Origin of the sequence: Glaciihabitans tibetensis, assembly GCF_003003265.1 — a bacterium.
Lineage (GTDB): Bacteria > Actinomycetota > Actinomycetes > Actinomycetales > Microbacteriaceae > Glaciihabitans > Glaciihabitans tibetensis.
Window position 1 is genome coordinate 127,859 of record NZ_PVTL01000003.1, and the last position, 22,619, is coordinate 150,477.

20 protein-coding genes are annotated in these 22,619 nt (G+C 63.7%); 13 read left to right on the forward strand and 7 right to left on the reverse strand.

The features are described from left to right. The first annotated feature begins 35 nt into the window (after positions 1-35). The 6 genes from B0I08_RS06530 to B0I08_RS06555 are packed head-to-tail and all read left to right on the forward strand — an operon-like array spanning position 36 to position 6,428. Positions 36-1,883 (forward strand): hypothetical protein, encoded by a 1,848-nt coding sequence (locus B0I08_RS06530; RefSeq protein ID WP_146134336.1) that lies wholly within the window; start codon positions 36-38, stop codon positions 1,881-1,883. Between the two features lie 33 nt (positions 1,884-1,916). Continuing rightward, a complete protein-coding gene (locus tag B0I08_RS06535; protein WP_219905622.1) occupies positions 1,917-3,005 on the forward strand; it encodes an FAD-dependent oxidoreductase in 1,089 nt (362 codons plus the stop codon). Beyond that, positions 2,992-3,987: a glycosyltransferase gene (locus tag B0I08_RS06540; RefSeq protein ID WP_106211050.1), complete on the forward strand. Its 996-nt coding sequence runs from the start codon at positions 2,992-2,994 to the stop codon at positions 3,985-3,987. Before B0I08_RS06535 ends, B0I08_RS06540 begins: the two co-directional genes overlap by 14 nt. Further along, positions 3,974-4,810 carry a glycosyltransferase family 2 protein gene (locus B0I08_RS06545; protein WP_219905623.1) on the forward strand — a complete coding sequence of 279 codons (837 nt, stop codon included), beginning with the start codon at positions 3,974-3,976 and terminating at the stop codon, positions 4,808-4,810. The genes B0I08_RS06540 and B0I08_RS06545 overlap by 14 nt, the downstream gene beginning before the upstream one ends. 26 nt (positions 4,811-4,836) lie before the next feature. Beyond that, positions 4,837-5,595 (forward strand): NAD-dependent epimerase/dehydratase family protein, encoded by a 759-nt coding sequence (locus B0I08_RS06550; protein ID WP_146134337.1) that lies wholly within the window; start codon positions 4,837-4,839, stop codon positions 5,593-5,595. Positions 5,596-5,609: 14 nt separating this feature from the next. Beyond that, on the forward strand, positions 5,610-6,428 hold the full coding sequence (locus tag B0I08_RS06555) for a sugar phosphate isomerase/epimerase family protein (protein WP_181243286.1): 819 nt from the start codon (positions 5,610-5,612) through the stop codon (positions 6,426-6,428). Here the strand turns inward: B0I08_RS06555 and B0I08_RS06560 are convergent. Next, positions 6,425-6,856, reverse strand: coding sequence for a GtrA family protein (locus B0I08_RS06560; RefSeq protein WP_106211056.1), 432 nt, complete (start codon positions 6,854-6,856; stop codon positions 6,425-6,427). The two genes, B0I08_RS06555 and B0I08_RS06560, sit on opposite strands and share 4 nt — an antisense overlap. Before the next feature lie 147 nt (positions 6,857-7,003). On the opposite strand from B0I08_RS06560, the gene B0I08_RS06565 reads away from it, so the two are divergent. Beyond that, the gene (locus B0I08_RS06565; RefSeq protein WP_106211058.1) at positions 7,004-8,656 is read left to right on the forward strand and encodes a DUF2142 domain-containing protein; all 1,653 of its coding nucleotides are present in this window, start codon (positions 7,004-7,006) and stop codon (positions 8,654-8,656) included. Beyond that, entirely contained in the window at positions 8,649-9,887 is a 1,239-nt protein-coding gene (locus B0I08_RS06570; RefSeq protein ID WP_106211060.1) for a glycosyltransferase family 4 protein, read from the forward strand. The genes B0I08_RS06565 and B0I08_RS06570 overlap by 8 nt, the downstream gene beginning before the upstream one ends. Positions 9,888-9,897: 10 nt before the next feature. On the opposite strand, the gene B0I08_RS06575 is transcribed toward B0I08_RS06570, so the two are convergent. Together B0I08_RS06575 and B0I08_RS17725 are read right to left on the reverse strand one after the other, a co-directional pair. Then, complete coding sequence (locus B0I08_RS06575; RefSeq protein ID WP_181243288.1) at positions 9,898-10,983, reverse strand: glycosyltransferase family 4 protein; 1,086 nt, start codon at positions 10,981-10,983, stop codon at positions 9,898-9,900. Beyond that, positions 10,980-12,143 (reverse strand): hypothetical protein, encoded by a 1,164-nt coding sequence (locus B0I08_RS17725; RefSeq protein WP_181243290.1) that lies wholly within the window; start codon positions 12,141-12,143, stop codon positions 10,980-10,982. The genes B0I08_RS06575 and B0I08_RS17725 overlap by 4 nt, the downstream gene beginning before the upstream one ends. Before the next feature lie 174 nt (positions 12,144-12,317). Between B0I08_RS17725 and B0I08_RS06585 the strand changes: the two genes are divergently transcribed. Further along, positions 12,318-13,487 (forward strand): glycosyltransferase family 2 protein, encoded by a 1,170-nt coding sequence (locus B0I08_RS06585; protein WP_106211066.1) that lies wholly within the window; start codon positions 12,318-12,320, stop codon positions 13,485-13,487. 2 nt (positions 13,488-13,489) lie between these two features. Continuing rightward, a complete protein-coding gene (locus tag B0I08_RS06590; protein ID WP_106211068.1) occupies positions 13,490-14,497 on the forward strand; it encodes a glycosyltransferase family 2 protein in 1,008 nt (335 codons plus the stop codon). Between the two features lie 99 nt (positions 14,498-14,596). Here the strand turns inward: B0I08_RS06590 and B0I08_RS06595 are convergent, their stop codons facing one another. From B0I08_RS06595 to B0I08_RS06605, 3 genes are read right to left on the reverse strand one after another with little or no spacing between them, the layout of a single operon-like run. Then, a complete protein-coding gene (locus B0I08_RS06595) occupies positions 14,597-15,877 on the reverse strand; it encodes a hypothetical protein (protein WP_146134338.1) in 1,281 nt (426 codons plus the stop codon). A 29-nt stretch (positions 15,878-15,906) separates the two neighbouring features. Then, positions 15,907-17,259: an O-antigen ligase family protein gene (locus B0I08_RS06600; protein WP_106211072.1), complete on the reverse strand. Its 1,353-nt coding sequence runs from the start codon at positions 17,257-17,259 to the stop codon at positions 15,907-15,909. Positions 17,260-17,269: 10 nt separating this feature from the next. Continuing rightward, positions 17,270-18,448: an acyl-CoA dehydrogenase family protein gene (locus B0I08_RS06605; protein WP_106211074.1), complete on the reverse strand. Its 1,179-nt coding sequence runs from the start codon at positions 18,446-18,448 to the stop codon at positions 17,270-17,272. Between the two features lie 108 nt (positions 18,449-18,556). Between B0I08_RS06605 and manA the strand changes: the two genes are divergently transcribed. The 3 genes from manA to B0I08_RS06620 all read left to right on the forward strand — a co-directional run bounded on the left by manA (position 18,557) and on the right by B0I08_RS06620 (position 22,202). After that, positions 18,557-19,816, forward strand: coding sequence for a mannose-6-phosphate isomerase, class I (gene manA, locus B0I08_RS06610; protein WP_106211076.1), 1,260 nt, complete (start codon positions 18,557-18,559; stop codon positions 19,814-19,816). Between the two features lie 142 nt (positions 19,817-19,958). Beyond that, positions 19,959-21,068, forward strand: a complete 1,110-nt coding sequence (locus B0I08_RS06615; protein ID WP_106211078.1) for a hypothetical protein — start codon at positions 19,959-19,961, stop codon at positions 21,066-21,068. 6 nt (positions 21,069-21,074) lie between these two features. Further along, the gene (locus tag B0I08_RS06620; RefSeq protein WP_106211080.1) at positions 21,075-22,202 is read left to right on the forward strand and encodes a hypothetical protein; all 1,128 of its coding nucleotides are present in this window, start codon (positions 21,075-21,077) and stop codon (positions 22,200-22,202) included. On the opposite strand, the gene B0I08_RS06625 is transcribed toward B0I08_RS06620, so the two are convergent. Next, complete coding sequence (locus tag B0I08_RS06625; RefSeq protein ID WP_245884637.1) at positions 22,116-22,619, reverse strand: GtrA family protein; 504 nt, start codon at positions 22,617-22,619, stop codon at positions 22,116-22,118. The genes B0I08_RS06620 and B0I08_RS06625 overlap by 87 nt on opposite strands.

The following is a 22,619-nucleotide window of genomic DNA, read 5'->3' on the forward strand; positions in this document are numbered from 1 at the left end:
TGTTCTCTCCCAATAAAGACATGTAGGGGTGGTTTGTGTCATCTGTTCACGCAGACGGAAGTAGTCACGCACGCGGTGATCGAATTTCCGCCGCTGCGCGGTCTGCAGTCACACTGTTGTTCGCCGGCATTGTTGGATATGCGGTCAGCACATCGGTGCAAACCAGGGCAGAAAACCCCCTCGACATATCAAACGTCTATAACGGGGCCTACGGGTGGAACCCGGAAAACAATTTCCTGCAGGTCATAACCTTCCTGGTCGTCACAGCGCTGGTGTATCCCGCTCTCGTCTTCCTCGGGCGGTGGAGGCCGTGGGCGCTTCGTGTGGCCGCCGTCTGCATCACATCCGTGGTTGTTGTGGCCTCCAGACTTATCGCACCCGCCGCAGCGAACTCCTTTGACTTCTTCCACTTCGGTGAACAGCTCGCGCCGGCACGCGCGGTATTCGAGGGAGCGGAGCCCTTCGTCGACGCCTTTGTTTTGCACGGGGGCGGCGAAGATCTGCTGAAACCGATCGTGGGTTTTGTGTTGTTCGGTGGGGGAGAGCCCAACGCCGGCGCATATCTGCTCATCAGTGTGTTGCTCCGTTCCCTTGCGGTCTTCGGATTCCTCGCAGCGGTTGCCACGATCGTCCGGTCGCAGACCGGCGCCCTGCTCGTCCTTGCCTGGTTCTCGATGACCACCCTCGCCGACATCACGTACACGAAAAGCTTGTTCTACAGCGCCTTTGTGGTTCTGCTGTGGCTAGCAGTGGAGAAAACCGTGTCTGTCGGGCGACGGCTGATCCTTCTCGCTGGATCCGGTGTTGTGGCCTCCCTCGCACTGGCCTACTCAATCGACGTCGGGGCTATGCTCGGGTTGCTGGCGGCGGGAATCTCTATCGCGCTCGTATTCGCCTCGGTGTCCGATTCAGGCAATATCGCGTTCCGGCTTCCCCGTCGGTGGACCGTTCTTCTGCCGGGACTTGCGATTACCGCCGGAGTGCTGATCGTTCAGCTCATCCTTTTCCTGGCGCTGCGACCCAACGCCTACCTCTCTTTTCTCCAGTCGACGTTCCTGGAGATACCTCGCTACCAGGGCCTGACCTGGGATTTCCCATTGTCTGGCATCACCAACGACCGGTTCAACGTGTGGGTCCCTATCCTTGTGCTTGCTGTTCTGACCGTGCTGCTGGGAGATCTCGTCACCCGATCATGGCGAAGCGACCGTGCAATCGACGTTCGGTTGGGACTCGCCGTCGTCTTGTGGGCGGCCGCCATCATCAACGTGCGATTCTCCGTGGGCCGACCTGACGACGGTCACCTGTACCTCGCGGGCCCTCCGATCTTTCTCGCGGCCGCGTACACGCTGCAACTGGTGATCGAGCGGGTTCGGACTGAGGACTGGGGTCGGGCATGGACGGCCGCCATTATCGGTTTGCTCGCCGTCGTACCGGCGGGTGCTGTCGATGTCGCCAGGCTCGCGATCGATACCACCGCTCTGCAAGCGTCTGCCCGCACGGTGAAGAATTTTCCCCTCCAACCCGATGACGCATGGCTGGATGAGAGTCACCGAGCAGTGGTTGAGTATGTCCAGGCCAATAGCGAGGTTGACGACCCGATCTGGGTGATGGAGCCTGAGCCATCCCTGTACTACTTCAGCCAGCGGGAGAACCCAACTCGGTTCTATGTCTCGTGGTTCGTTGATCCGCGCCCGTGGACAGAAGAAGCGTTGACGGACTTGAAAGCCAACCCGCCAGAGCTGGTTGTGTACTCAACGGGTTCCAGCTATGCGAACAGCGACGGCATTCCCATCTGGGACCGGATTCCCGAAATCGATGAGTGGGTGCTCGCCAACTATCCCGAACGGGTGCAAGTTGGCGATGCCGTCATTTTGACGAAGTAGAAGCGCCCTATGTCAACGTCTCGAAATGCTGTAGTGATCGGAGCCGGGTTCTATGGGCTTCGGATTGCCCTCCACCTGGAGTCGCTGGGGTTCGACCGCGTGACGGTAGTCGAACGCGAGCCTTCCGTCATGGAGCGTGCCAGCTTGAACAATCAAGCGCGGGTGCACAACGGCTACCACTACCCGCGCAGCATTCTGACCGGTTATCGCTCGCACCTGCAGTTGCCGACCTTCGCGGATGAATTCGCCGAGGCAATGGTCGACGATTTTGTACACCTGTACGCAATCGCGAAGCGGCTCTCAAAGGTAAACGCTCGTCAATTCGAGCTATTCGCCCAGCGGATCGGGTCTCCAACCGAACGGGTGCTCGACGCCCGGTCGCACTCATTCGATACCGACATGGTCGAAGCTGTTTTTCGCGTGCGCGAGCCTGCGTTCGACGCACGGATCCTTCGCGACCTCCTGATGGCTCGAATTGCCGAGGTTGCGGCGATTGAGATCTCAACGTCGACCGAGGTGCTTACCGTCACAGGGATGGACGACGAACGTGTCGCCGTCGAGACATCCCGAGGGCTGCTCGAAGCCGATGCCGTGATCAGCGCCACTTACTCCGGGATCAATGTGCTCCACCGGAGATCGGGACTCCCTGAAGTGCCCCTCCAACACGAAATCACTGAGATGGCGCTGGTGGAGATGCCCGCGGACCTGAAACACGTGGCGGTGACCGTCATGGACGGACCGTTCTTCTCGATGATGCCATTCCCGAGTCGTGGGCTTCACACCCTGTCGCATGTTCGCTACACGCCGCATCGTCGATGGCGAGACGGCGAAGGCCGGCCGCATGACCCGGAAGACATTCTCAAGGCCTCGTCGCAGGAATCCCAGTTTGGGAATATGCGTGCGGATGTGACACGGTTTATGCCGCGCCTCAAGCGACTTGAGCACGTGGATTCGCTCTGGGAGGTCAAAACGGTACTAACCAGAAGCGATTCTGACGACAGCCGCCCCATTCTTTTCTTGCGTGATCACGGGATTACGAACTACACGTGCATCATGGGGAGCAAACTGGACAATATCTACGACGTACTACAGGAGTTGAGTGTCGCCTATGGCCGACAATAATTCGCAGAAAGACCGTCTTGCCGATGTCTTCGTCTCGGTAGTAGCGGTGTTGGATGGCTTGCCCTTCGACAATACGAGCTTTGTTCGGGAGGTACAGCACCTCCTGGACGGCAAGTACACCAACTACGAGCTGCTCCTCGTCGACAACGGCGTATCGGCAGATCAGCTGGTTGAGTTGCGCGCTGCGTTGACATCGGTGCCATGCGTGCGGATACTTCGGCTTTCGCGGGGTTTCGAGCAGGACACCGCTATCTTCGCGGGACTTGACTCCGCCATCGGTGATGTTGTCGTCGTGTTCACCCCGGGTTTCGACCGGATCGAGTTGATCCCGGAGCTGGTCTCGAGAGTGCGCTCAGGTGCCGACATTGTCCAGGGGATCAGCACCGTGAGTTTGGGTGGGACCGTGATCGGACGGTTGGGAAGAAAGCTCTTCTACGCATACAACAGACGCTCGCTCGGCGTTGAGATCTCTCCGCAGGCGACGTACCTGACCGGAGTCAGCCGCCGGGCGGTGAATTCGCTCACCTCGACTTCACGCAATCACCGCTACCTTCGCCACCTCATCCAACACGTGGGGTTTCCCATCGAAGGGTTCTCCTATGAGCCAGACATGGCGTCCTCACGAAAGAGGACGGTTCGGGCGGGCGCCCGCGAAGCCGTGGAGATGGTGAGTAGCTATTCCACGCACCCATTGCGCATCGTGACCGCGATCGGCGTCGCGGCGGGATTGCTCAACCTTATGTACGCCATTTACGTGCTCATTGTCGGGGCAATCTACTCGGATGTAGCGGAGGGCTGGACTACCACATCACTTCAACTGTCGGCAATGTTCTTCATCATCTGCATAATTCTCGCTGTGCAATCTGAATACGTGGGGCGCACGCTAGCGGAGTCCCGCCAGGAGCCGAGCTACTTTGTAGCCGAGGAGATCGAGAGCGAGACCCGCCTTGCCGACCTGGAGCGCCGCAATGTCCTCAGCTGACGGCAGCGCACCGCTGCGTTCTTCCGACGGGTGGCAAGTTCCCGCGCACACGACTGTCGAGTTTGCGGCCCGCGCGAACGACTACTGTGTGGTTGTCTTCGTCCTCAACGAGGGCGACAAGGTCCGCCAGCAACTGATCCGCATGCGGGACCTGCACAGCGACGTAGATGTGATCGTGGCGGACGGGGGCAGCACCGATGGCTCTCTCTCGCATGATTTCCTGCGGCAGGCGGGGGTGAATTCGCTTCTGGTCAAGACCGGTGCCGGGAAGCTCAGCGCCCAAATGCGGATGGCGTTCTCTTGGGCAGTCGACCGCGGTTATCTCGGGGTGATCGTAATCGACGGCAATGGTAAAGACGATGTCTCGGCCATCCCGGAATTCCGGCGTCTGCTCGCGGCGGGCTTCGACCACGTACAAGGCTCACGATTTATTCCGGGTGGACGCGCAATCAACACGCCGCTTAGTCGCCACATCGGTTTGAAGGTGCTTCACGCGCCGCTCATTTCACTGGCGTCACGCCGTGTGCACACGGACACGACCAATGGCTTCCGCGGATACAGTGCTCGGCTCCTCGCAGACCCGACGGTAGCGGTCTTTCGTGATGTCTTCTCGACCTACGAACTGCATTACCATCTCGCCATCGAAAGCAGCCGAGATGCACGGTTCAAGACCGTCGAAACACCGGTCACGCGCGAATACCCGAAGGGCGTGAAGACGCCAACGAAAATCAGCCCCGTGCGGGGGAACGCCAGGATCTTGCGGATTCTGTTCTCTGCCGCACTCGGACGATATCGGCTTCGACCCGAGAAGGACGAAAAGTGATGAGTGAAGTTGGTCGGACCGCGCTCGTGGGGTATTCCGGTTTCGTAGGCGGCAATCTCCTCCGGTCTAGGAACTTCGATCTGCTCGTACGGTCGACCAATACCGACGAGCTGCGCGGTCAACATTTCTCCCGGGTAGTCTTCTCCGCTGCCAAAGCTGAGAAATGGCGGGCGAACAAAGAACCCGCGGCGGATTTGGCCCACATCGAACAGCTGGAAGCAGTTTTGTCCTCGTTCACCACCGACGAGCTCGTCATCATCTCGACCGTCGATGTGTATTCCGACCCCAGATCCGTAGATGAGAGCACTCTGCCCCACACGGACAGCTTGCACCCGTATGGATTGCACAGGCTGCAGCTCGAACAATTTGCCAGGCTGCGCCACGCCGCTACTTCGATCGTCAGGTTGCCCGCACTGTTCGGGCCCGGGATCAAAAAGAACGTCATCTACGACCTCATGCACGACAACAATCTCGATCAGATTCACCACGCTGGCAGCTTCCAGTACTACAACCTAGAGCGACTGTCCGACGATCTGGACCGGATAGTGGAGGCAAAACTTCCCCTGGTGAACATCACCACCGCTCCGCTGCTGACATCGGAAATCGCCGCGCGTTGTTTCGGGCGTGAATTTTTTAATGCACCGACGGGCGTGACGCCGGGTTCTTACGACGTTCACACCCAGTTCGCGGAAGTACTCGGCGGTACAGGGCCCTACAGCTACGGCCGAGACGATGTCCTTCGGGAGCTCAGCGCATTTGTTCAGAAGGAACGGAGGGACTCGTGATGAATACTCTCGCGGTGTCAAACATTGCGTGGTCGCCTGAGGAGGAAACGGAAGTAGCCGATCTGCTCCGCGAACTGGATGTGCATCAGGTGGAGATTGCTCCGACGAAGGTGTTTCCTGATCCCACCGAGGTCTCCGGCGCCGCTCTCGACGGCTACATCGACTTCTGGCGAGACCGGAACGTCTCAATCGTGGCGTTTCAGTCAATGCTTTTCGGGAGACCCGACCTTCAGGTATTCGATTCCGGCGACCTTCGCCGTGAAACATTTCAGCGGTTGGCGTCGTTTGTAAACCTTGCCGGGCGGATGGGCGTTCGGGCGCTGGTATTCGGTTCCCCCAAGAATCGTGTGGTGCCGGGTTCCATGTCGTCGCACCAAGCGATGGACATCGCCGTTCCTTTTTTTCGTGACCTCGGTCGAGTCGCAGAGGATGCGGGCACTATCTTCTGCATCGAGCCCAATCCTGCCGTGTACGGCTGCAACTTCGTGAACACGGCGGCGGAAGGTTTCGCACTGGTGTCCATGGTTGACACGCCCGGATTTCGGCTGCACCTCGATGCGGCTGGGATGACCCTGGCGGGCGACAATCTGACTGACGCGATCAGCTCGTCAGCTTCGATGCTCACTCATTTTCACGTGAGCGCTCCCCAGCTCGGCGAGCTGGAAGAGCAGGTGGTCGATCATTCGCTCGCCGCCGCGGCCCTCACAGACACCGGCTACACGGGGACCCTCTCGATCGAGATGCGCTCGGGTGCACCCGGAGAAGCCTCGCGGCGCGTGCGAGATGCCGTCGCCCTCGCGCGCAGGCACTACCCCGTCGCCCAGATTGCCTAACGGGCGGTCGACGCCCCTGCGGCATCCGGGTCTGCGGCCCCGTACAGTGCACGACGTGAAAAGAAGTTGAACAGGTACACCACTACCGTGGCCAGAACCTTGGAAAACAAGTAGAACAGCCCGAGGCCAGTGGTGAGCCCCCACATCAGCAGGTTCAGAATCAGCAAACCGACGAGCCCAATGAGGGCAAAGGCGCCAAATCGAATCCATGGCGACGTAATTTTTGGCGAGCTGAAGACGTATCTCTCGCTCAGGAAATAGGTAACGAGGAGTCCACAGACAAAACCCGAGGTAGAACCAACCAGATAGTGGGCGCCCAGACCGGAGGTCACGAGGGTGAGAATGCCGAAGTCGACAATGAGTCCGACGAGAGCGACACCGAAATACTTGCTGAGCTGCTGCACCAGACGGGCGAACCTGCCGCTCATCCCAGCGCCGCGTGGGTCAGGAGAGATGCACAGAGGGTCATATATCTATTCTCGGCTATTTCCACAGGGTCTCCGCGCGGAGGTGGGCAACGTCCCCCCTGGGGTGGGCAAAAACTGAGGCACATTCTCCTAGTAGAGTCTGGAATCATGCGTGCCGTCCAAGGAAGCTCCAGCGACAGGGCACTGCGACGTTCTGGCTCGATATTCTGGGCAGCGTTGATATTTTTCTCGCTCCTCTCGACCCTGTGGGCGTTGGCCGGACCTGTCTTCTCCGTGCCTGACGAAAATGCTCACGCCACCAAAGCGATTGCTCAGCTGCGCGGTCAGGTTATCGGCAACGAAGTTCTCGGAATCCGCCACATTGTTGTGGAACTGCCAGAGGGGTACGAGTACAACCCCTCGATCCTGTGTTTCGCGTTCCATTCGGAGACCCCCGCCAACTGCGGTGTCGAACTGGGCGATGAAGGCACAACGTGGTTCAATACCTGGGTCGGTGCGTACAACCCCGTCTACTACTATCTCGTCGGATGGCCGAGTTTGATCTTCGACGGGAATGCGAGCGTCTACGCGATGCGAATCGCGAGCGCCTTGGTCGGTTCCATCTTCTTGGCCTTGGCGGCGCAGGCAGCTTTGGCGGCAACTCGGGCACGGTGGATGCCGGTTGCTCTCCTATTCCTCGCCAGCCCAATGATCGTGTACTTCACCGGTGCGGTGAACCCTCAGGGGTTGGAGGTCGCTGCCGCTGCTGCCCTGTGGGTAGCGCTTTTGCGTCTACTGGAGACCTGGCGGCGCCCCGACGAAGTCCTGCTGTCTCGCACCTATCTCTGGGCCGTGGTCGCGGTTTCTGCGACCCTGGTTGCGAACGTTCGTGCCCTCGGTCCCCTCTGGGTGGTCGTCATCATCCTGAGCTGCCTGATCATCTCCGGATGGCAGAGCGTCAAGGGGATTTTTAGCACGGTCCGGAGCTACTGGGGTATCGGCGCCGTTGCCGTCGCCGGGTTGTTCTCCGTGATCTGGACGCTGTCGGGCGGGAGCCTGTCGAAGCAGGCGCTCCCGACGGATGCCCCACTGGTGGGGGCAAGCTTCTTCAGCGGCTTCATGCTGATGATGCGGCGAACGCCCGAGTTCATTGAGCAGTCTGCAGGATACTTTGGGTGGTTCGACGCGCCCCTACCGTCGCAGGCGCACGTCGCATTCTTCGTCGCGTTCGCCCTCCTAGTCATCATCGCGGCGGTGGGGACGACCCGCCGGGGCTTTCTGGTCATGGCACTTCTTATTTGCCTCGCGATATTCGTGCCCGCCCTCGTGCAGGCCTACTCGGTGGGTCAGACCGGCATCATCTGGCAGGGCCGCTATGCGCTGTTTCTCTACATCGCCATCGCGCTTGTCCCCGGGATGCTGCTGTCGTCACAGGCCGGAAGAAGACTTCACTTTCTGTCTGTGCGGATGACCGTCGTGGTGGGAGCTCTGCTGGCCGTCTTTGGCATCGTCGCCTTCGTCCTTACGCTCCGCCGCTACGTGGTGGGAAACAGCATGCCGATGGCCCGAATGATCAGTGAGCCCCAGTGGCAGCCGCCGCTGACGTGGCCCGTGCTGGTCGGGCTGATGGTGGTCGTCTGGATCGCCTTCGCGGCGTGGATGCTTCGGCAGGCGGTGCTCGCCGCGCGGGTTGACCCGGTCGACCCGGTTTCGCAATCACATGAAAGTTCAGACCCAGGCCGTCTGACCGCGCGAAAGGACGACGTCCAGACGGAAAATCCGCCGGGCGCCACCGCCTCCCTCGTCACCACCCATGGCTGAACCGCGCGCCGCGATCATCTTTGACTGCCTGTTCCCCGCCACGACCGGCGGCGGAGAGCGGGTCTATCGCAGGATCGCTGAAGAATTCGTCCAGCGACACATCGTGGTGGACTACCTCACCCGTGACCTCGGAGACGTGCCCACCCCGGGATTCACTGTGGTGCCGGTGTGGAACGGCGACATCTACGACGAGTCGGGCGCACGCACGACCAGCTCAGCGCTGTACTTCGCCCGCGGGGTATACCGGCACCTGCGCGCTTACCGCGGGGAATACGACATCGTGGTGGCCAGCGCCCTTCCGGTGCTCACCGTTCTCGCGGCGGCTCTCGCACTCCGCGGCAGTCGCAGCTTTCTCGTGGTCGACTGGCTCGAAGTGTGGACTCTTCGCAAATGGCGGTCGTACTCCGGTGCCCTCACCGGCTCCCTCGCCTTCCTGCTGCAGGTGGCCGGCGCCCGCGTCGGCGACCTCCACACCGTCAACAGCACCTTCACCGCTCGGCGGCTGCAGCGCCACCGCCGCGGGGCCGCACCGGTGGTGCTCGGGCTCGTGGATCTGGTAGATCCCGCTCCGGCAGCCGCGATGTCTCCGTCTCCGTCGGGTGAGACGCCAGACCGCGTCGCCAGAGCTGCGGTCATTCCAGAAGAATCAGATCAGGGGGATGTCGCCGCCGGCGGCCTCGCCCCGTTTCTGCTCTTCGTCGGCAGGCACATAGCGGACAAACGCATCGACACGCTTCCGGCCGCGCTGGCCGAACTGCACCGCAGCAGACCCGACGTCACGCTCGTGGTTGCCGGGTCCGGCCCGGAGACTGCACGCTTGGAGGCGGCCGTGCGGCGGGCGGGTGTCGGCGACTCGGTTCACTTGGTCGGGCGCGTGAGCGACGAACGCCTCGCCGAACTGACGAGCTCCGCCGCAGTGCTGGTGAATCCCTCCGCGCGAGAGGGGTTTGGCCTCGTCGTGGCGGAAGCGGCCGCGTATGGCACCCCGAGTATCGTGGTCGCCGGCGAGGATAACGCGGCCGTCGACCTGATCGTGGAGGGCGTCAACGGCTTTGTCGCGGCCTCGGTGGAACCCGCCGAACTCGCCCGGGCCGTGGCGCGGGCGCTGGACGGCGGCGAGGCGCTGCGGGGGAGTACCGCCGCATGGTTTGCGCGGGAGCGCGTCTCGCGCTCGCTCGCCGTTTCCGTCGACGAGATCTTGGCTCGCCACCGCGCGGCACTCGGGGACTAACCGATCCGCCTCATCTGACGGCGCGCAGCAGGGACTGCGCGGTGAGTTCGGCGGTGCGGGTCCAGGAGAACTGGGCTGCCCGCTCACGCCCCGCGACGCGGAGAGACGCCAGCAGCGCGCGGTTGCCGAGGGCGCGGGTGATCGCATCGGCCATCGACTGGGGGCTGCGCGGATCGAAATACAGCGCAGCATCCCCCGCAACCTCACGCAATGGCGCGATGTCAGAGCAGAGCACCGGCAGATCGCGGCACATGGCGTCGAGCACGGGCAGTCCAAACCCCTCGAAGAACGACGGAACCAGCGCGGCGGCTGCCGAGGAGTAGAGAGCCTCGAGTTCGGCGTCATCGACCCAGCCCTTCAGCGTGACCGAATCCGCAAGCCCGAGTTCGTCGACGAGCGTGGTCAAAGGGTCGTCGCTGTGGCTGCCCGTGACGACCAGGTGCGGCCGTTCCGCCGTCGGGATGAGCGCGATCGCGCGGAGCAGCCCGTCAAAGTTCTTGTGGGGGAGCCGGTTGCCGAGCGCGAGAAGCACGTTCGAGTGCGCACCCGGCAAGTGTGCGGCGGGGCGGCCACCCGACCCCGCGAGGGGTACCACGTCGATCCTGTTCGCAGCGGTCGGCACGTATCGCGCGATGTCGGCCGCGGAGGCAGCACTGATGGTGACGATCCTCGCCGCCCGGCGGGCCACCGTCTTCATGAGTACGCGCAGTACCGGCGCGTAGGGCCCGGGAACGTACTCCGGGTGGCGAAATGGCAACATGTCGTGGGTGGTTACGACTACGGGAACGGTGGAGCGGCGCGGCCCGAGGTTTGCCGGACAGTGGACGACGTCTGCGCCGATACGTTCGGCCGCCCGGCCCACCGCGGTCAGCTCACCCCAGGCCCAGCTCATGCGGTTTTCCCCGCTGACGCCCGAGTTGATCAACTCGCCCGGAAACCAGGGAGCTCCGAGCGCCGTCAGTTCCGTCGAGGCGAGGCCGACGAATTCCGCGCCGGGGATGAACGCTCGCATTTCGGAGTAGATGCGGCGAACATACGACTCCATCCCGCCCTTGGTGCCCGTGTAAAACAACAGGTCGACGAGAATCCGGGTCATGCTCCTGCCTCCGATGATGCGCCGGGGGATGGCCGGGCGGCCAGTCTGCGGCGCGCGGTTTCGTATAGCGCTGCTTGGACGAACTCCCCGAGCAGCAGCGCGATGAAAACCCCCAGAATATCGCCGGTGGCGACACCGCCAAATGCGAGTCCGAACGTAAGGATGGCAGCGGTGGCGCGCAACAGCGTGACCACTTGCACGTGCCCGTTGCGACGCAGTGATGCAAACGGAATGGTCGCCGCCAGCGATGCGGCGCGCCATAGACAGGCGACCGCGAGCGGAATCACCGTGACTCCGACGGTCCACGCGTCGCCGAAGACGAGACCAAGCACTCCCGTGAACTCGGCGACGGCGATTGCGGCGGTGGCGACCACGAGGGAGCCGGCGGAGACGGCAATGTCCAGCGGCGAGTGATCCTTGAGCAGTCTCAGTCGCATAAAGTTCAGTGGGATCGCCAGCAGCCCGGAGACCGTCGAGATCGCGGTGAACAGCACGGCCGCGAGCGGCCCAAGCAGGGCGAGAATCATCGTGTTGATCAACGGGTAGATCACTCCCGTTATCGAGACATCGGCGACAACCCATCCCATGGTCGGAAGGTGCGGCTTACTCGCCCGGTGTGCCACGGGCAGGCATCGCACGATGGTTGCTAGAGCAATACCCCCGGCCAGGGAAGTGAAACCCCAGGTCTGGTTGGCGAGCGCTGCGAGCACTCCGCCCAGCGCTCCGAGCCCAACCAGCGCGGCTGCGGCGATCTCGCGCCTGTCGAGCCGTTCCGCCACTGATACCCCGCGCCCAACTTCGAGCGCGGCGACCATCACGGGAAGCGCGAGGCAGAGCACGGTGGCGTTGGTCGGGAAGACGCAGACGGCCAGCGCAGCCGCCAGCCCCGCGGAGGCGAGCCACAGCGGAAACGTAACGCGCCGATCCGTGAGTGCTGAACTCAGCCGAGACTCGACCACGACGGCAAAAACCACCTGACCGATGAAGGTCGCAGCGGTGATTGCGACCGCGACTGAGCCCTGTTCAACTGTCGAGAAGACGCGCGCCGCGATCGCGAGGGTGGCGGCGGGGATGACTGCAAGAGAGACGCCGCCGAGGATCGCGATGAGGGACATAATCGCGGGGGCGAACCGGGCCGCGCCGCTACGCGAACGACGCATTACTCACCTTTTCGCCGGCCCGATCGCCGTACACCGCCACCACCCCGTCCACCGACGCTGTCACTGAGGCCTCTCTCGCCCGCTATTGGGGGGTATGCCCCTGCACTAGTCAACCCTATGGGTGGCGATAGGATGCGTACGCGCAGGAGCGCCGAAGTGAGGACTATTCGCCCTATGTCAACCGTCGTAGTGGTGGAGCTCACCATCCTGATGCCCTGCCTCAACGAAGCGGAAACGCTTGCCACGTGCATCACCAAGGCTCTCGGCTACCTCGAGCGTTCCGGTATAGCTGGCGAGGTGCTGATTGCCGACAACGGAAGCACCGACGGGTCGCAGCGCATCGCCACCGATCTCGGCGCCCGTGTCGTGGACGTCGCGGAGAAGGGCTACGGCAGCGCCCTGATCGGCGGGATCGACTCTGCCCTCGGCGAGTACGTCATTATGGGCGACGCCGACGACAGCTACGACTTTTCGGAACTCGACGGGTTTGTGGAGCGGCTTCGCGCCGGCGACGACCTGGTGATGGGTAACCGGTTTCTCGGCGGTATCGAGCCGGGCGCTATGCCGCCCCTGCACAAGTACCTCGGCAACCCTGTGCTGTCGACCATCGGGCGGTTCCTGTTTCATTCGCCGATCAAGGATTTTCACTGCGGGCTGCGCGGCTTCAACCGCCGCATCATCCAGGAGTTGCATCTGCAGACAACCGGCATGGAGTTCGCCAGTGAGATGGTGGTGAAGTCCACCCTGGGTGGTCGTCGGGTCAGCGAAGTTCCCACGACGCTCAAGAAAGACGGACGTTCCCGCCCGCCACACCTCCGCAGCTGGCGAGACGGCTGGCGTCACCTGCGCTTCCTGTTGATTTTCAGCCCGCGGTGGTTGTTCCTCATTCCCGGCGCGTCCGCGTTTTTCCTCGGTTTGGTGGGAACTCTGGCGCTCGCGTTTGGCCCGGTTACTATCGGAGGTGCGGGGTTCTCCGAACTCAGCCAGCTGTACCTCGCCGCACTGACGGTCGTTGGCTACCAGGCGGTGCTGTTCGCGATCCTCACGAAGATCTACGCCCAGCACGAGGGATTCCGCATTCCCCGCAGTCGCAACTTCGACCGGCTCGAAAAGCGCATCAGCCTGGAGAGCGCCGCGCTCGTGGGGATCGGAATGTTCCTCGTGGGGGTGTTGATCGCGGGTACCCAACTGGTCGAGTGGGCTTCCATCGGGTTCGGGGCGCTTGACGCCAGCGCAGCGTTCCGCGCAGCGACCCCCGCGGCTCTCATGATGATGCTCGGTGCACAGACGGTCATGGGTGGTATGTTCCTCGGTGTGCTCAAGGTCGGATTGAAGCGAAGCTGACCGTGGCAGTCACCATTTCTGTCGCGCTGTGCACCTACAACGGTGCGCGGTTTCTCGACCGGCAGTTCGCCAGCATCCTCGCCGGCGAGCTCCTGCCCACCGAGATTGTGGTGGCCGACGATGGTTCCTCCGACGACACCGTCACGATCGTGCGCGCCTGGCTCGACCGCGCCCAGACACTGGGCGTCACCGTGGGGTTTCTCGATGACGGAGGCCACCTCGGCGTCACCGCGAACTTCGCCAGGGCCATCGCCGCCTGCACCTCGGAGATCATCGCTCTTGCGGATCAGGATGACCTCTGGCACCCGTCGCGATTGCGGGAAGTGGCGGCAACCTTCGAGGCACGTCCGGATCTGCTGCTGCAGCACGCAGATGCCCGCCTCATCGACAAGGACGACCGGCCGCTGGGCCTCACCCTGTTCGAAGCCCTCGGGGTGACGGACGACGATCGAGCCGTCATCAACTCGGGTGACGGATTCGCCCGCTACCTTCGTCGCAACCTCGCGACGGGCGCGACGGTGGCATTTCGCCGCAGGCTCTTCGAGGTGGCGCGGCCGCTACCGGCGGAGTGGGTGCACGACGAGTGGCTCACGATCATCGGTGCCGCCGTCGGGGAAGTGGCGGTTAGCGACTCTCAGGTCATCGACTACCGGCAGCACGGCTCCAACGAGATTGGCGTTTCCGCTCCCACACTCCGCTACAAGATTCGACGAATGCTGGCCACCTCGCCAGAACGAAACGCGGCGCTTGCTCGGCGCACGGCAGTGCTGGCCGAACGTCTCGCGGCAATGACGACGGTGTCTGCTCACCATCGCGACGCGGCGGCGACCAAGGCCCGGTTCGAGAGCTTGCGTGCATCCCTCCCGGTGTCCCGACTGCCTCGGCTTGCGGGTATTCTGGCCGCCAACCGTGTTGGTCGGCGCCACTTCGGCGGGCCGGGCGGTTACGCCACCCTGGCCAGTCAGGGGCGACTGGACATGGTTCGCGACCTCCTGCAAAAACGCGCATAGCGCGAGCGACGAGCGACGAGCGACGAGCGACGAGCGACGAGCGACGAGCGACGGGCGACGGGCGACGAGCGACGAGCGACGTCGAGTCGGTCGCGGTAGTCAGTCCTGGGGCAAGCGGGTTCGCCAACTCAGGTCCTGCGAGGCCTTGAGCGCGCAGACCACGAGCGTGAACCACCCGAATTCCACCAGAGCGGTGCTCTCTGCGGTTGATACGGCGATGAGGACGACGAGCACCAGCGCGGGCCAAAGATACACCACACTGCGCTTGTTTGACGCGAGCACCCACGAGCGCCCTAACGCGAGCACGACGAAGACCACGAATGCGGTCAACCCGACGAGTCCAAGCTGGAACCACACGTCGACGAAGGCGCTCAGCGCCGATTGGTTGATAGCGGGCACCCCACCGATCCCGCTGTAGGGCGGGAGGTTCGTGCGCCAGTAGCCGATCCAGCCGAAGCCCTCAAGCGAGTTCTCGGGGTTGACCGCCGTGATCGACCGCCAGAGCGAGTAACGGTATTCGAACTCGCTGCCCGCGTTGAGGATGCGCACCACCTGGCTGCGAGCGAGGATGCCGATGACTCCGACGAGCAGCAGTCCACTCAGCAGGGTGAACTGGGCCACCCTCCGCGACGCCGGATCCAGCCGGCGCAGTGCGAACAGCGCAAGAGCCGCAAGCGCAACGACCACCGTTGTTCCGAACGCGACGGGGGACCGGGTGAACCACAGCGTGACAGCTCCGAGGGCCAGCGAGAACGTGGCGAGCTGGGGGTGAACCGATCTCGTGCGTAACTCAATGAAAAAGGTCACGAGGGCGATCAGCGCGATAAGCCCGAGTTGGTTCCGGCTGCCGAACAGACCCTGGATGGGGCCGCCCGCGGCGAGATTACCGGAAATCTTCAGGAATATGAACGGCACATCCAGCAGGAGCCCGGACATCACTTCGAGCACGAGCGAGGTGAGCAGTATGACCCGCATAACGTCGCCGAAAGCTCGCACGATCTGGATCAGGTCGCGCGTCAGGGCGACGTAGATGCCGAGGAATGCGAACGCCAGTTGGTACAGAATCGAGCTGAGCGAGGCCCATTGGTAGTCGGTCCAGAAAACCGACAGGGTGCTCCATCCCACGAACACCAGCAGCGAAATCGGCAGGATGCCGCGCCACTCCAGTTCATGCCTGCGTACGGCGAGCGACCCGGCGGACAACACCACGAGTGCCGCGACAATGGCGATGAACCCCGGCCAGTCGATAGTGACTTTGAGGACGAACGCGAGATAGGCACTCGCGACGATCGTGATCGTGATCGCCCTGCCGAACGGCGCCGATCCCAGGAGCGCCACAACGGCATCGCGCGCGGGGTGATGATGTGGTGGCAGGTTCATGGCATCCCCAAGGTACGCCATCCTTTGGCCTACCTTCGGACGGTGTTCGGTGCAGTGAGGGGTATCGGCGTTGCAGGGCTCACCAGACGGTCGCGCCGGTCAGGGAGCTTTGTCGACACGGCAAAAAACACCAGCAGGGCAAGCCCGTATTCGACCAGCAGCCGGCTCTCCGCGGCGCTCTGTACCAGCAGTGCGACCAGGACGAGCAGAGGCAGCAAGGTGACGGCCGTGTACGGGGCGGAGACTCCTGCTGCGACCCAGGGACGATCAACCGCCATCCACCAGGTGCGAAGCAGCGTGCTGAGTACCAAGGCGGCAAAGACCACTACTCCGACGATGCCCAGCTGCATCCACAGGTCGAGCCAGGCGTTGTGCGCGTGCATCTGCACGACACCGGCCCAGATGACGAGGTCGTCGAACGGCTCGATCCAGGGAATCCAGTAGCTGACCCACCCCCAGCCGAACACCGGGCGCTGCTCGGCCATGCCAATGACGGTGTTCCAGATGCCGATCCGACCGGTCAGGTCGCTGTCTTTTCCGAGCAGCTGCAGTATCTGGTCGCTGAAGCCGGCAATGATCGCGGGGACCGACAGCACCGCGATGGCCATCGCCGAGTACACCGCGATTCGAGACCCCCGCGAGCGCGCGGCCCGCAACAGCAGAACTGCGACCAGGACGGCCACGACCACAACGACCGCGATGGAGATCGTGCCTGACCGGGTCAGCCAGACGACAACCGCGGCGACCAGGAACCAGAACCCACCCCAGAAGCGCGATACCGAGCGAGCGGCGAACTGCACGCCGAACACGATCAGGCCGAGCAACCCGAGGAAGCCGAGGAGGGTCGCGCTGCCGACGAGCCCCTGGATTCTGCCGCCGTCAAGCATCACGTCGCGGGACCAGAACAGAAGTTTCGGCAGGTCATCGCCGTAGCTCGAATAGTCGACCCAGAGCGGAAGCAGCGGGGCGCGTACCACGTAGGCGACGAAGAGTTCGAAGAGGAGAGAACCACCCAGTACGATCCGCATTGTGATGCCCAGTGCCCAGAGCAGGTCGGCCCGCGAGAACGTGATCGCCAAAGCAAGTCCCGCGATAACCGTGACGACCGTGGTCCCGCTGCCCATCAGTGTGCCGACCGGGTAGGCAGACCACGCCACCGACGCCACGGCGAGCACTACAAAGGCAAGCAGAGGGAGCGGAAGCGCGCTGAGACGCCACTGAGCCCGCTGACGAATGAGCAGAACGATGGAGATGATCGTCAGGACACCGGCGATGGCGCTGTAGCCCCACCAGGTGAGGGTGTGCCGCCACACGTCGGCCGCGAACAGCGTGAAGAGCACGAACACGGCGTAGAACCGAAGAAATGTGCGGCTCTCCATCATGGTGTCGAGGTTATACGAATGCCGCCTTGCCCGTGATCGTGCGGCCGACGATGAGCGTGTTCATCTCCCGGGTTCCCTCGTACGAGTAGATCGCTTCGGCATCGGCGAAATGCCGGATCACGTCGTTGTCGAGCACGATCCCGTTGCCGCCGAACACCTCACGGCTCCAGGCCACTGTTTCGCGCATCCGGCTGGTCGTGAACGCCTTCGCCAACGACGCGTGCTCGTCACGCTGCACACCCTCGTCGAGCATCTGCGAGACCCGGGTCACAACGCCGATGGACGAGGTGATGTTGCCCAGGGACTTCACCAGCAGGTCCTGCACCAGCTGGTGCGCACCGATCTGCTTGCCGAACTGGATGCGCTCCTTGGAGTAGCTGACCGCGGCCTCGTAGGCCCCCATCGAGTTACCGACGGCGGCCCAGGCCACCTCGGCGCGGGTGAGCCGCAGCACTGCGGCGGTCTCGCGGAACGAGTTGGCCAGCTGGAGCCGGTTCTCCTCGGCAACGATCACATCGGTCAGCACGATGTCCGCGTTCTGCACGATGCGCAGGGCCTGCTTGTTCTCGATCTTCGTGGCACTGAAACCGGGGGTGCTCGTCGGAACGATAAATCCCTTGACCTGCCCGTCCTCAGCGCTCTTCGCCCAGATGATGGCGATGTCGGCGATCGTTCCGTTGCCGATCCACCGTTTCGCGCCGTTGAGCACCCAGTGATCACCTTCCCGCCGGGCAATGGTGGTCAGACCCTGGGCAGAGTCGGATCCGGACAGCGGCTCGGTCAGTCCGAAGCAGCCGAGCAGCTCACCGGAGGCGAGTTTTGGCAACCATTCGGCCCGCTGCTCGGGGGATCCTCCCACACCGATCGAGCCCATCACGAGACCGTTCTGCATTCCGACCAGGGTGGCGATGCTGGCGTCGACGCGGGCGATCTCGAGCGCGATCCAGCCCCGGAAAACCGCGGAGTTAGCGAACGGCTGCGTTTCCTTCCACGGCATCCCGTACAGCCCGAGGTCGGCGAGTCCCTTCACAACCTGCATGGGGAATGCGGCGCGCGCCCAGTGGTCATTTACCAGAGGGCGCACCTCGGTTTCGAGGTATTCGCGCAGCCGCAGGATGAGGTCCTTCTCCTGGGTAGACAGGGAGTTCTCGAAGCCATAAAAATCGCTGGGCAGGGGCTCGAATGACATGTACATGCTCCATTGCTTGTAGGAAATCACGGCCAGCCTAGGTCCGTGGTGCTTGGGCGCAACACGGCGTTGGTACTTTGGTCTAATCCACAGCGAAAGCGAGGCGAGATGTTTGTAGGCATCACCAATAACGCGCGGAACTACCCTTGGGGTTCCCACACCGCGATCGCCGAGTTGTTGGGTACGGAGCCGACGGGGGAGCCGGAAGCGGAGCTGTGGCTGGGAGCGCATCCCGGATCGCCCGCGAGGATTCTCGACCCGGCGAGCGTCAGCGGAGCGGCCACCCTCGCCGACTGGATCGCTGCCGATCCGCAATCGACCGGCACCAGCGCGCAGGACGGTGAGGAGCCGCGACTGCCGTTTTTGATGAAGGTGCTCGCCGCGGCATCCCCCCTCTCCCTTCAGGCTCACCCCACCCCGGAGCAGGCCCGCGCGGGATTCAAAGCCGAGAATGAATCTGGCGTACCGCTGGATGCCCCGTTCCGCAACTACAAGGACGCCCACGCCAAACCCGAGCTCATGCTCGCCCTCAGCGACACGTTCGAGGCGCTGTGCGGATTCCGACCTGTCGAGGCCACCCGCACGTCGCTCGAGGTATTGCTCTCGGCGGACGCCAATCTGGTGGGGGGAGTGCTCGCGGAGGTGTCCCACCCCGAGCTGGCGCTCGCCGAGGGTTCGCCGATCGCGGCCTTGCACGCCAGGCTGGACTCCGACGCCGAACTACCCGCCACCTTTGAATGGTTGATCTCGCGGGGCGAGGGCGTGGACCAGTTGGTTGAGCGGGTTGTTGCGGCATCCGCAGCGGTGATGGCAGCGGGAGACGCGGCGCCGGAGTTTGCGACCGTCGTCTCGCTTGCCGAGCAGTACCCGGGGGATCCCGGCATCGTCATCTCGCTGCTGATCAACCGGGTCAGCCTGAAGCGTGGCGAGGTGCTCTACCTGCCCGCCGGAAACATCCACGCCTACCTCGAGGGGCTGGGTATCGAGGTGATGGCCGCGTCTGACAACGTGCTGCGCGGTGGGCTCACCCCCAAGCATGTCGATGTGGCCGAGCTGCTCCGTGTGCTGGACTTCAGCCCGCTGCCGGTGCCGTACCTGCCCGCGACGGCGCTCGCCGAGGGCGTCGTCGAGTTTCGCCCAGACGTCAGCGACTTCGTTTTGGTGCATGCCGAGGGGGATGTCGCGGGGCTGAACTATCCGCTCGGAGGTCCAGCCATCGCGCTGTGCCTGAGCGGCTCATTCCAGATCGATGGCGCCGCTGCATCCACCACAATCGGCCGAGGCGAAGCCGTCTATGTGACGCCCTCGGAGGGGTCGCTCGTGTTGTCCGGCTCGGGCGAACTGGTTCTGGCTACCACCGGAGTCTGATCCAGCGGATCGAGAACCGGCGGTAGCGGCGGGCGGGCGTGGGGAGCCGCGCCTCCCGCCCCCTGTCGCTTCTAGCCGCTCCGGCTACCTCTGATGCGGCATCGTTATCCGAGGCATCCTTGGTTTCCGCTACGGTGAGCGCATGACCCCTCGTTCCGGCCCCGCGACCCGCACACTGGCTCTCGCGCTCGTCGTGGTGGTGGGATGTGCTTTGACCGCGTGTGCATCCGAGTCGAGTGCCCCTGCCCAGGGGGATGAGCCCACAAACAGACCGACAACTTCGGTCGCGGCGGCCCCCGATTCCACTCCGGTCACGGGGAAGCCCGCGCAAGTCTTCGGGGGCGAGTGCGCGAGCGCCCTGTCCGAGGAGACCGTCGGCTCCCTCCTGGGTGTGGCCGCATCTCTGGAGGCTGAGGGGCCGTCCCGTCCCCTCCAGCAGGCGGTGCACGGCGTCGGCGGGCTCGCCTGCGCGTGGAGCGAGTCTGGATCTGCGCAGGGCTCGGCGTGGCTGCGCATCACAGTGGTGCCCGCGAGCATCGCGACAGAGTCCGCCAGCGAGTCTGCGCCGTACTGTTACGGCGCCGACTCCGGCTCTGCCTCTGACTCGGGCCCGGGCATCGGCGTCGGCGCTTGCAGCTTCAGCTCTGCCGAGGGTGACTACCTGCTGAGCGGGGTCATCACCATGCCGCAGGCAACGACAAACGCCGACGCGCTCGACGCACTCACGGGACTCCGGGAGCAATTCAGTGTCGCTCTGTCGGCCGTGAGCCCACCCGACCTGGCTGATCTTGCTCGATCCGAGACGGGGGTGTGGGGGCCGCTGGCGCAATGCTCGGACTTCGCTGCACTGGTGGACTTCGACGGGCTTCTCGGCGTCTCCGACGTTGACGTACTGGATGCCGACGGCGCCGCCGAAATTCCCGACGGGATGGCCGCGGCCCAGGCCGCCGCCGGGTACCAGAGGTGCACCGCAAGCGGCCCCGCCGACACGGCCGACGCGGTCGCTGTCACGTTCGACTTCCTTCCGGGAGGTTCCTGGGCGGCGGGCGACGTAGCGGCTGAGGTGGGGGCAGTCGAGCTGGCCGCCGAGACGACGGGGGCGGTGGTCGAGACCGTCGACCCAACACCGACACTTCACGTCTTTGACGGGCCGAACTGGCTCACCATCACCAGCAATTTCCCCACCCGTGACCCGCTGCAGCTACAACCTCTGGCTGGTGCCCTCGTCAACGCTCTCAACTCCATGAAATAGGTCGAAATGTCAATCCGTCGCTCGTGGCTCGCACCCTTAGCCCTCACCCTGTCGCTGCTCTCATTGACGGCCTGCGCTTCGGCCGCTGATTCACCACAATCCGATTCGCCGCCCACCCGCACGCCCACCGCCCAGGAGACGACTTCACCGGCGCCCGACGAACCCGAACCGATCGATCCTGTGGGCGTTAGGCAAGCATTCGATGGCCGCTGCGACACCATCCTCACCGATGACGAGGTCGGGAGGTTGGTCGGGACGGCTGTCGAGGAGAGCAAGTCGGTCGGCGCGCCGACTCCGTTCACGGAATCTCCGCGAGGGATCGGAGGGCTGGCGTGTCGGTGGTGGCCGGCGGATGAGGAGTTGTCGGGCTCCCTGGTGCTCACCGCGCTGCCCGCTCACTCGATCGCCGCAGACGCGGAAGCCCAGGCCATCATGGCCGACGGGTTCTCACAGCTGAACGAGTGCGGTGCCGAAGTATGGGAATCGTCGTGTTACTTCAATCTGCTCACGGACGGCTACTGGTTCCACGGCGCCATGCTGTTCTCCCCGGAAGTGTCAGCCGAGACGGCCGAAGCCAACATCAACACCACCCTCTCTCGTATCTCGGCCGTTACCGCTGAAGCGGGGGATGCCGCCGCGCTCGTCTCGCCGGCGGCACGGGCCGGCGCGTGGGTAAAACCGATCGGCTGCGCCGGGCTGGTGCAGGCCGTGGACGCGGCCGCACTGCTCGGCATCGCAGACCTGCAGCCCATCGACGGTGGCACCGGGGAGGGTGGCGAAGCGCCGATCGGCTACGTCGCAGCGCGTGCCGCCGCACACCAATCGGGGTGTGCCTGGATCGTGCCCGCGGGGGCGAACACGTCGTCCCCCCTGGTTACCGTCGATGCACTTCCCGGGGGGTCGTGGATTCAGGACGAGATCGCCGCTCTCCCAGGCGCTCAAGAGCTCAGCGGTGTGGGCATCGAGCGAGCAATCCTGGTGACCGATCCTGAGCAGGACGCTTCCCGCGCTGTCACCCTGCATGTCTTCGACGGCGCGAATTGGCTGTCAGTGCGGGGTGCCGACACCATCATCGACGCGTCGGTTCTGCCCTTCGCCGCCGCCGTGATCGAGGCCGTGAATGCCGCGGGGTAACCGTGGGGAAGCTCGGCGGAACGAAAAGACCTTGTGCCCGAAATAGCTGATGAGCGTGGTGACCATCACGATGAGCGCCTGGGCGGGCAACGGGTCGAGCTGCGCGTATTCGACCAGCACCGGCAGAGCGATTGTGTTCACCACGAGGGCCACCGCGTGTACGCCGGAAATCCGGAGGAAATCGACGGCAGGGTTTCCCGTGCCGTTCACCCGGAACGTGAACCGTCGGTGGAGTACAAACGCGACGACAATCGCCACCGCGTATGACGCGTACAGACTGCCGATGTAGCCGATCGTTGCGCCCAGACTGAAGTAGAACGCGGCAAACAGCCCATACCCGAGGACGGTGTTCACCCCGCCGACGAGAACGAAACGGACGCGCTCGTCGGCAAGGAGCCGCGCCACGAGTCGCCTCAC

Coding starts and splice junctions, on each gene's coding strand:
- B0I08_RS06540 (WP_106211050.1), top strand. CDS start 2,992: ATGGCCGACAATAATTCGCAGAAAGACCGTCTTGCCGATGTCTTCGTC.
- B0I08_RS06545 (WP_219905623.1), top strand. CDS start 3,974: ATGTCCTCAGCTGACGGCAGCGCACCGCTGCGTTCTTCCGACGGGTGG.
- B0I08_RS06560 (WP_106211056.1), bottom strand. CDS start 6,856: ATGAGCGGCAGGTTCGCCCGTCTGGTGCAGCAGCTCAGCAAGTATTTC.
- B0I08_RS06565 (WP_106211058.1), top strand. CDS start 7,004: ATGCGTGCCGTCCAAGGAAGCTCCAGCGACAGGGCACTGCGACGTTCT.
- B0I08_RS06570 (WP_106211060.1), top strand. CDS start 8,649: ATGGCTGAACCGCGCGCCGCGATCATCTTTGACTGCCTGTTCCCCGCC.
- B0I08_RS06575 (WP_181243288.1), bottom strand. CDS start 10,983: ATGACCCGGATTCTCGTCGACCTGTTGTTTTACACGGGCACCAAGGGC.
- B0I08_RS17725 (WP_181243290.1), bottom strand. CDS start 12,143: ATGCGTCGTTCGCGTAGCGGCGCGGCCCGGTTCGCCCCCGCGATTATG.
- B0I08_RS06585 (WP_106211066.1), top strand. CDS start 12,318: ATGTCAACCGTCGTAGTGGTGGAGCTCACCATCCTGATGCCCTGCCTC.
- B0I08_RS06595 (WP_146134338.1), bottom strand. CDS start 15,877: ATGAACCTGCCACCACATCATCACCCCGCGCGCGATGCCGTTGTGGCG.
- B0I08_RS06600 (WP_106211072.1), bottom strand. CDS start 17,259: ATGATGGAGAGCCGCACATTTCTTCGGTTCTACGCCGTGTTCGTGCTC.
- B0I08_RS06605 (WP_106211074.1), bottom strand. CDS start 18,448: ATGTCATTCGAGCCCCTGCCCAGCGATTTTTATGGCTTCGAGAACTCC.
- manA (WP_106211076.1), top strand. CDS start 18,557: ATGTTTGTAGGCATCACCAATAACGCGCGGAACTACCCTTGGGGTTCC.
- B0I08_RS06615 (WP_106211078.1), top strand. CDS start 19,959: ATGACCCCTCGTTCCGGCCCCGCGACCCGCACACTGGCTCTCGCGCTC.
- B0I08_RS06620 (WP_106211080.1), top strand. CDS start 21,075: ATGTCAATCCGTCGCTCGTGGCTCGCACCCTTAGCCCTCACCCTGTCG.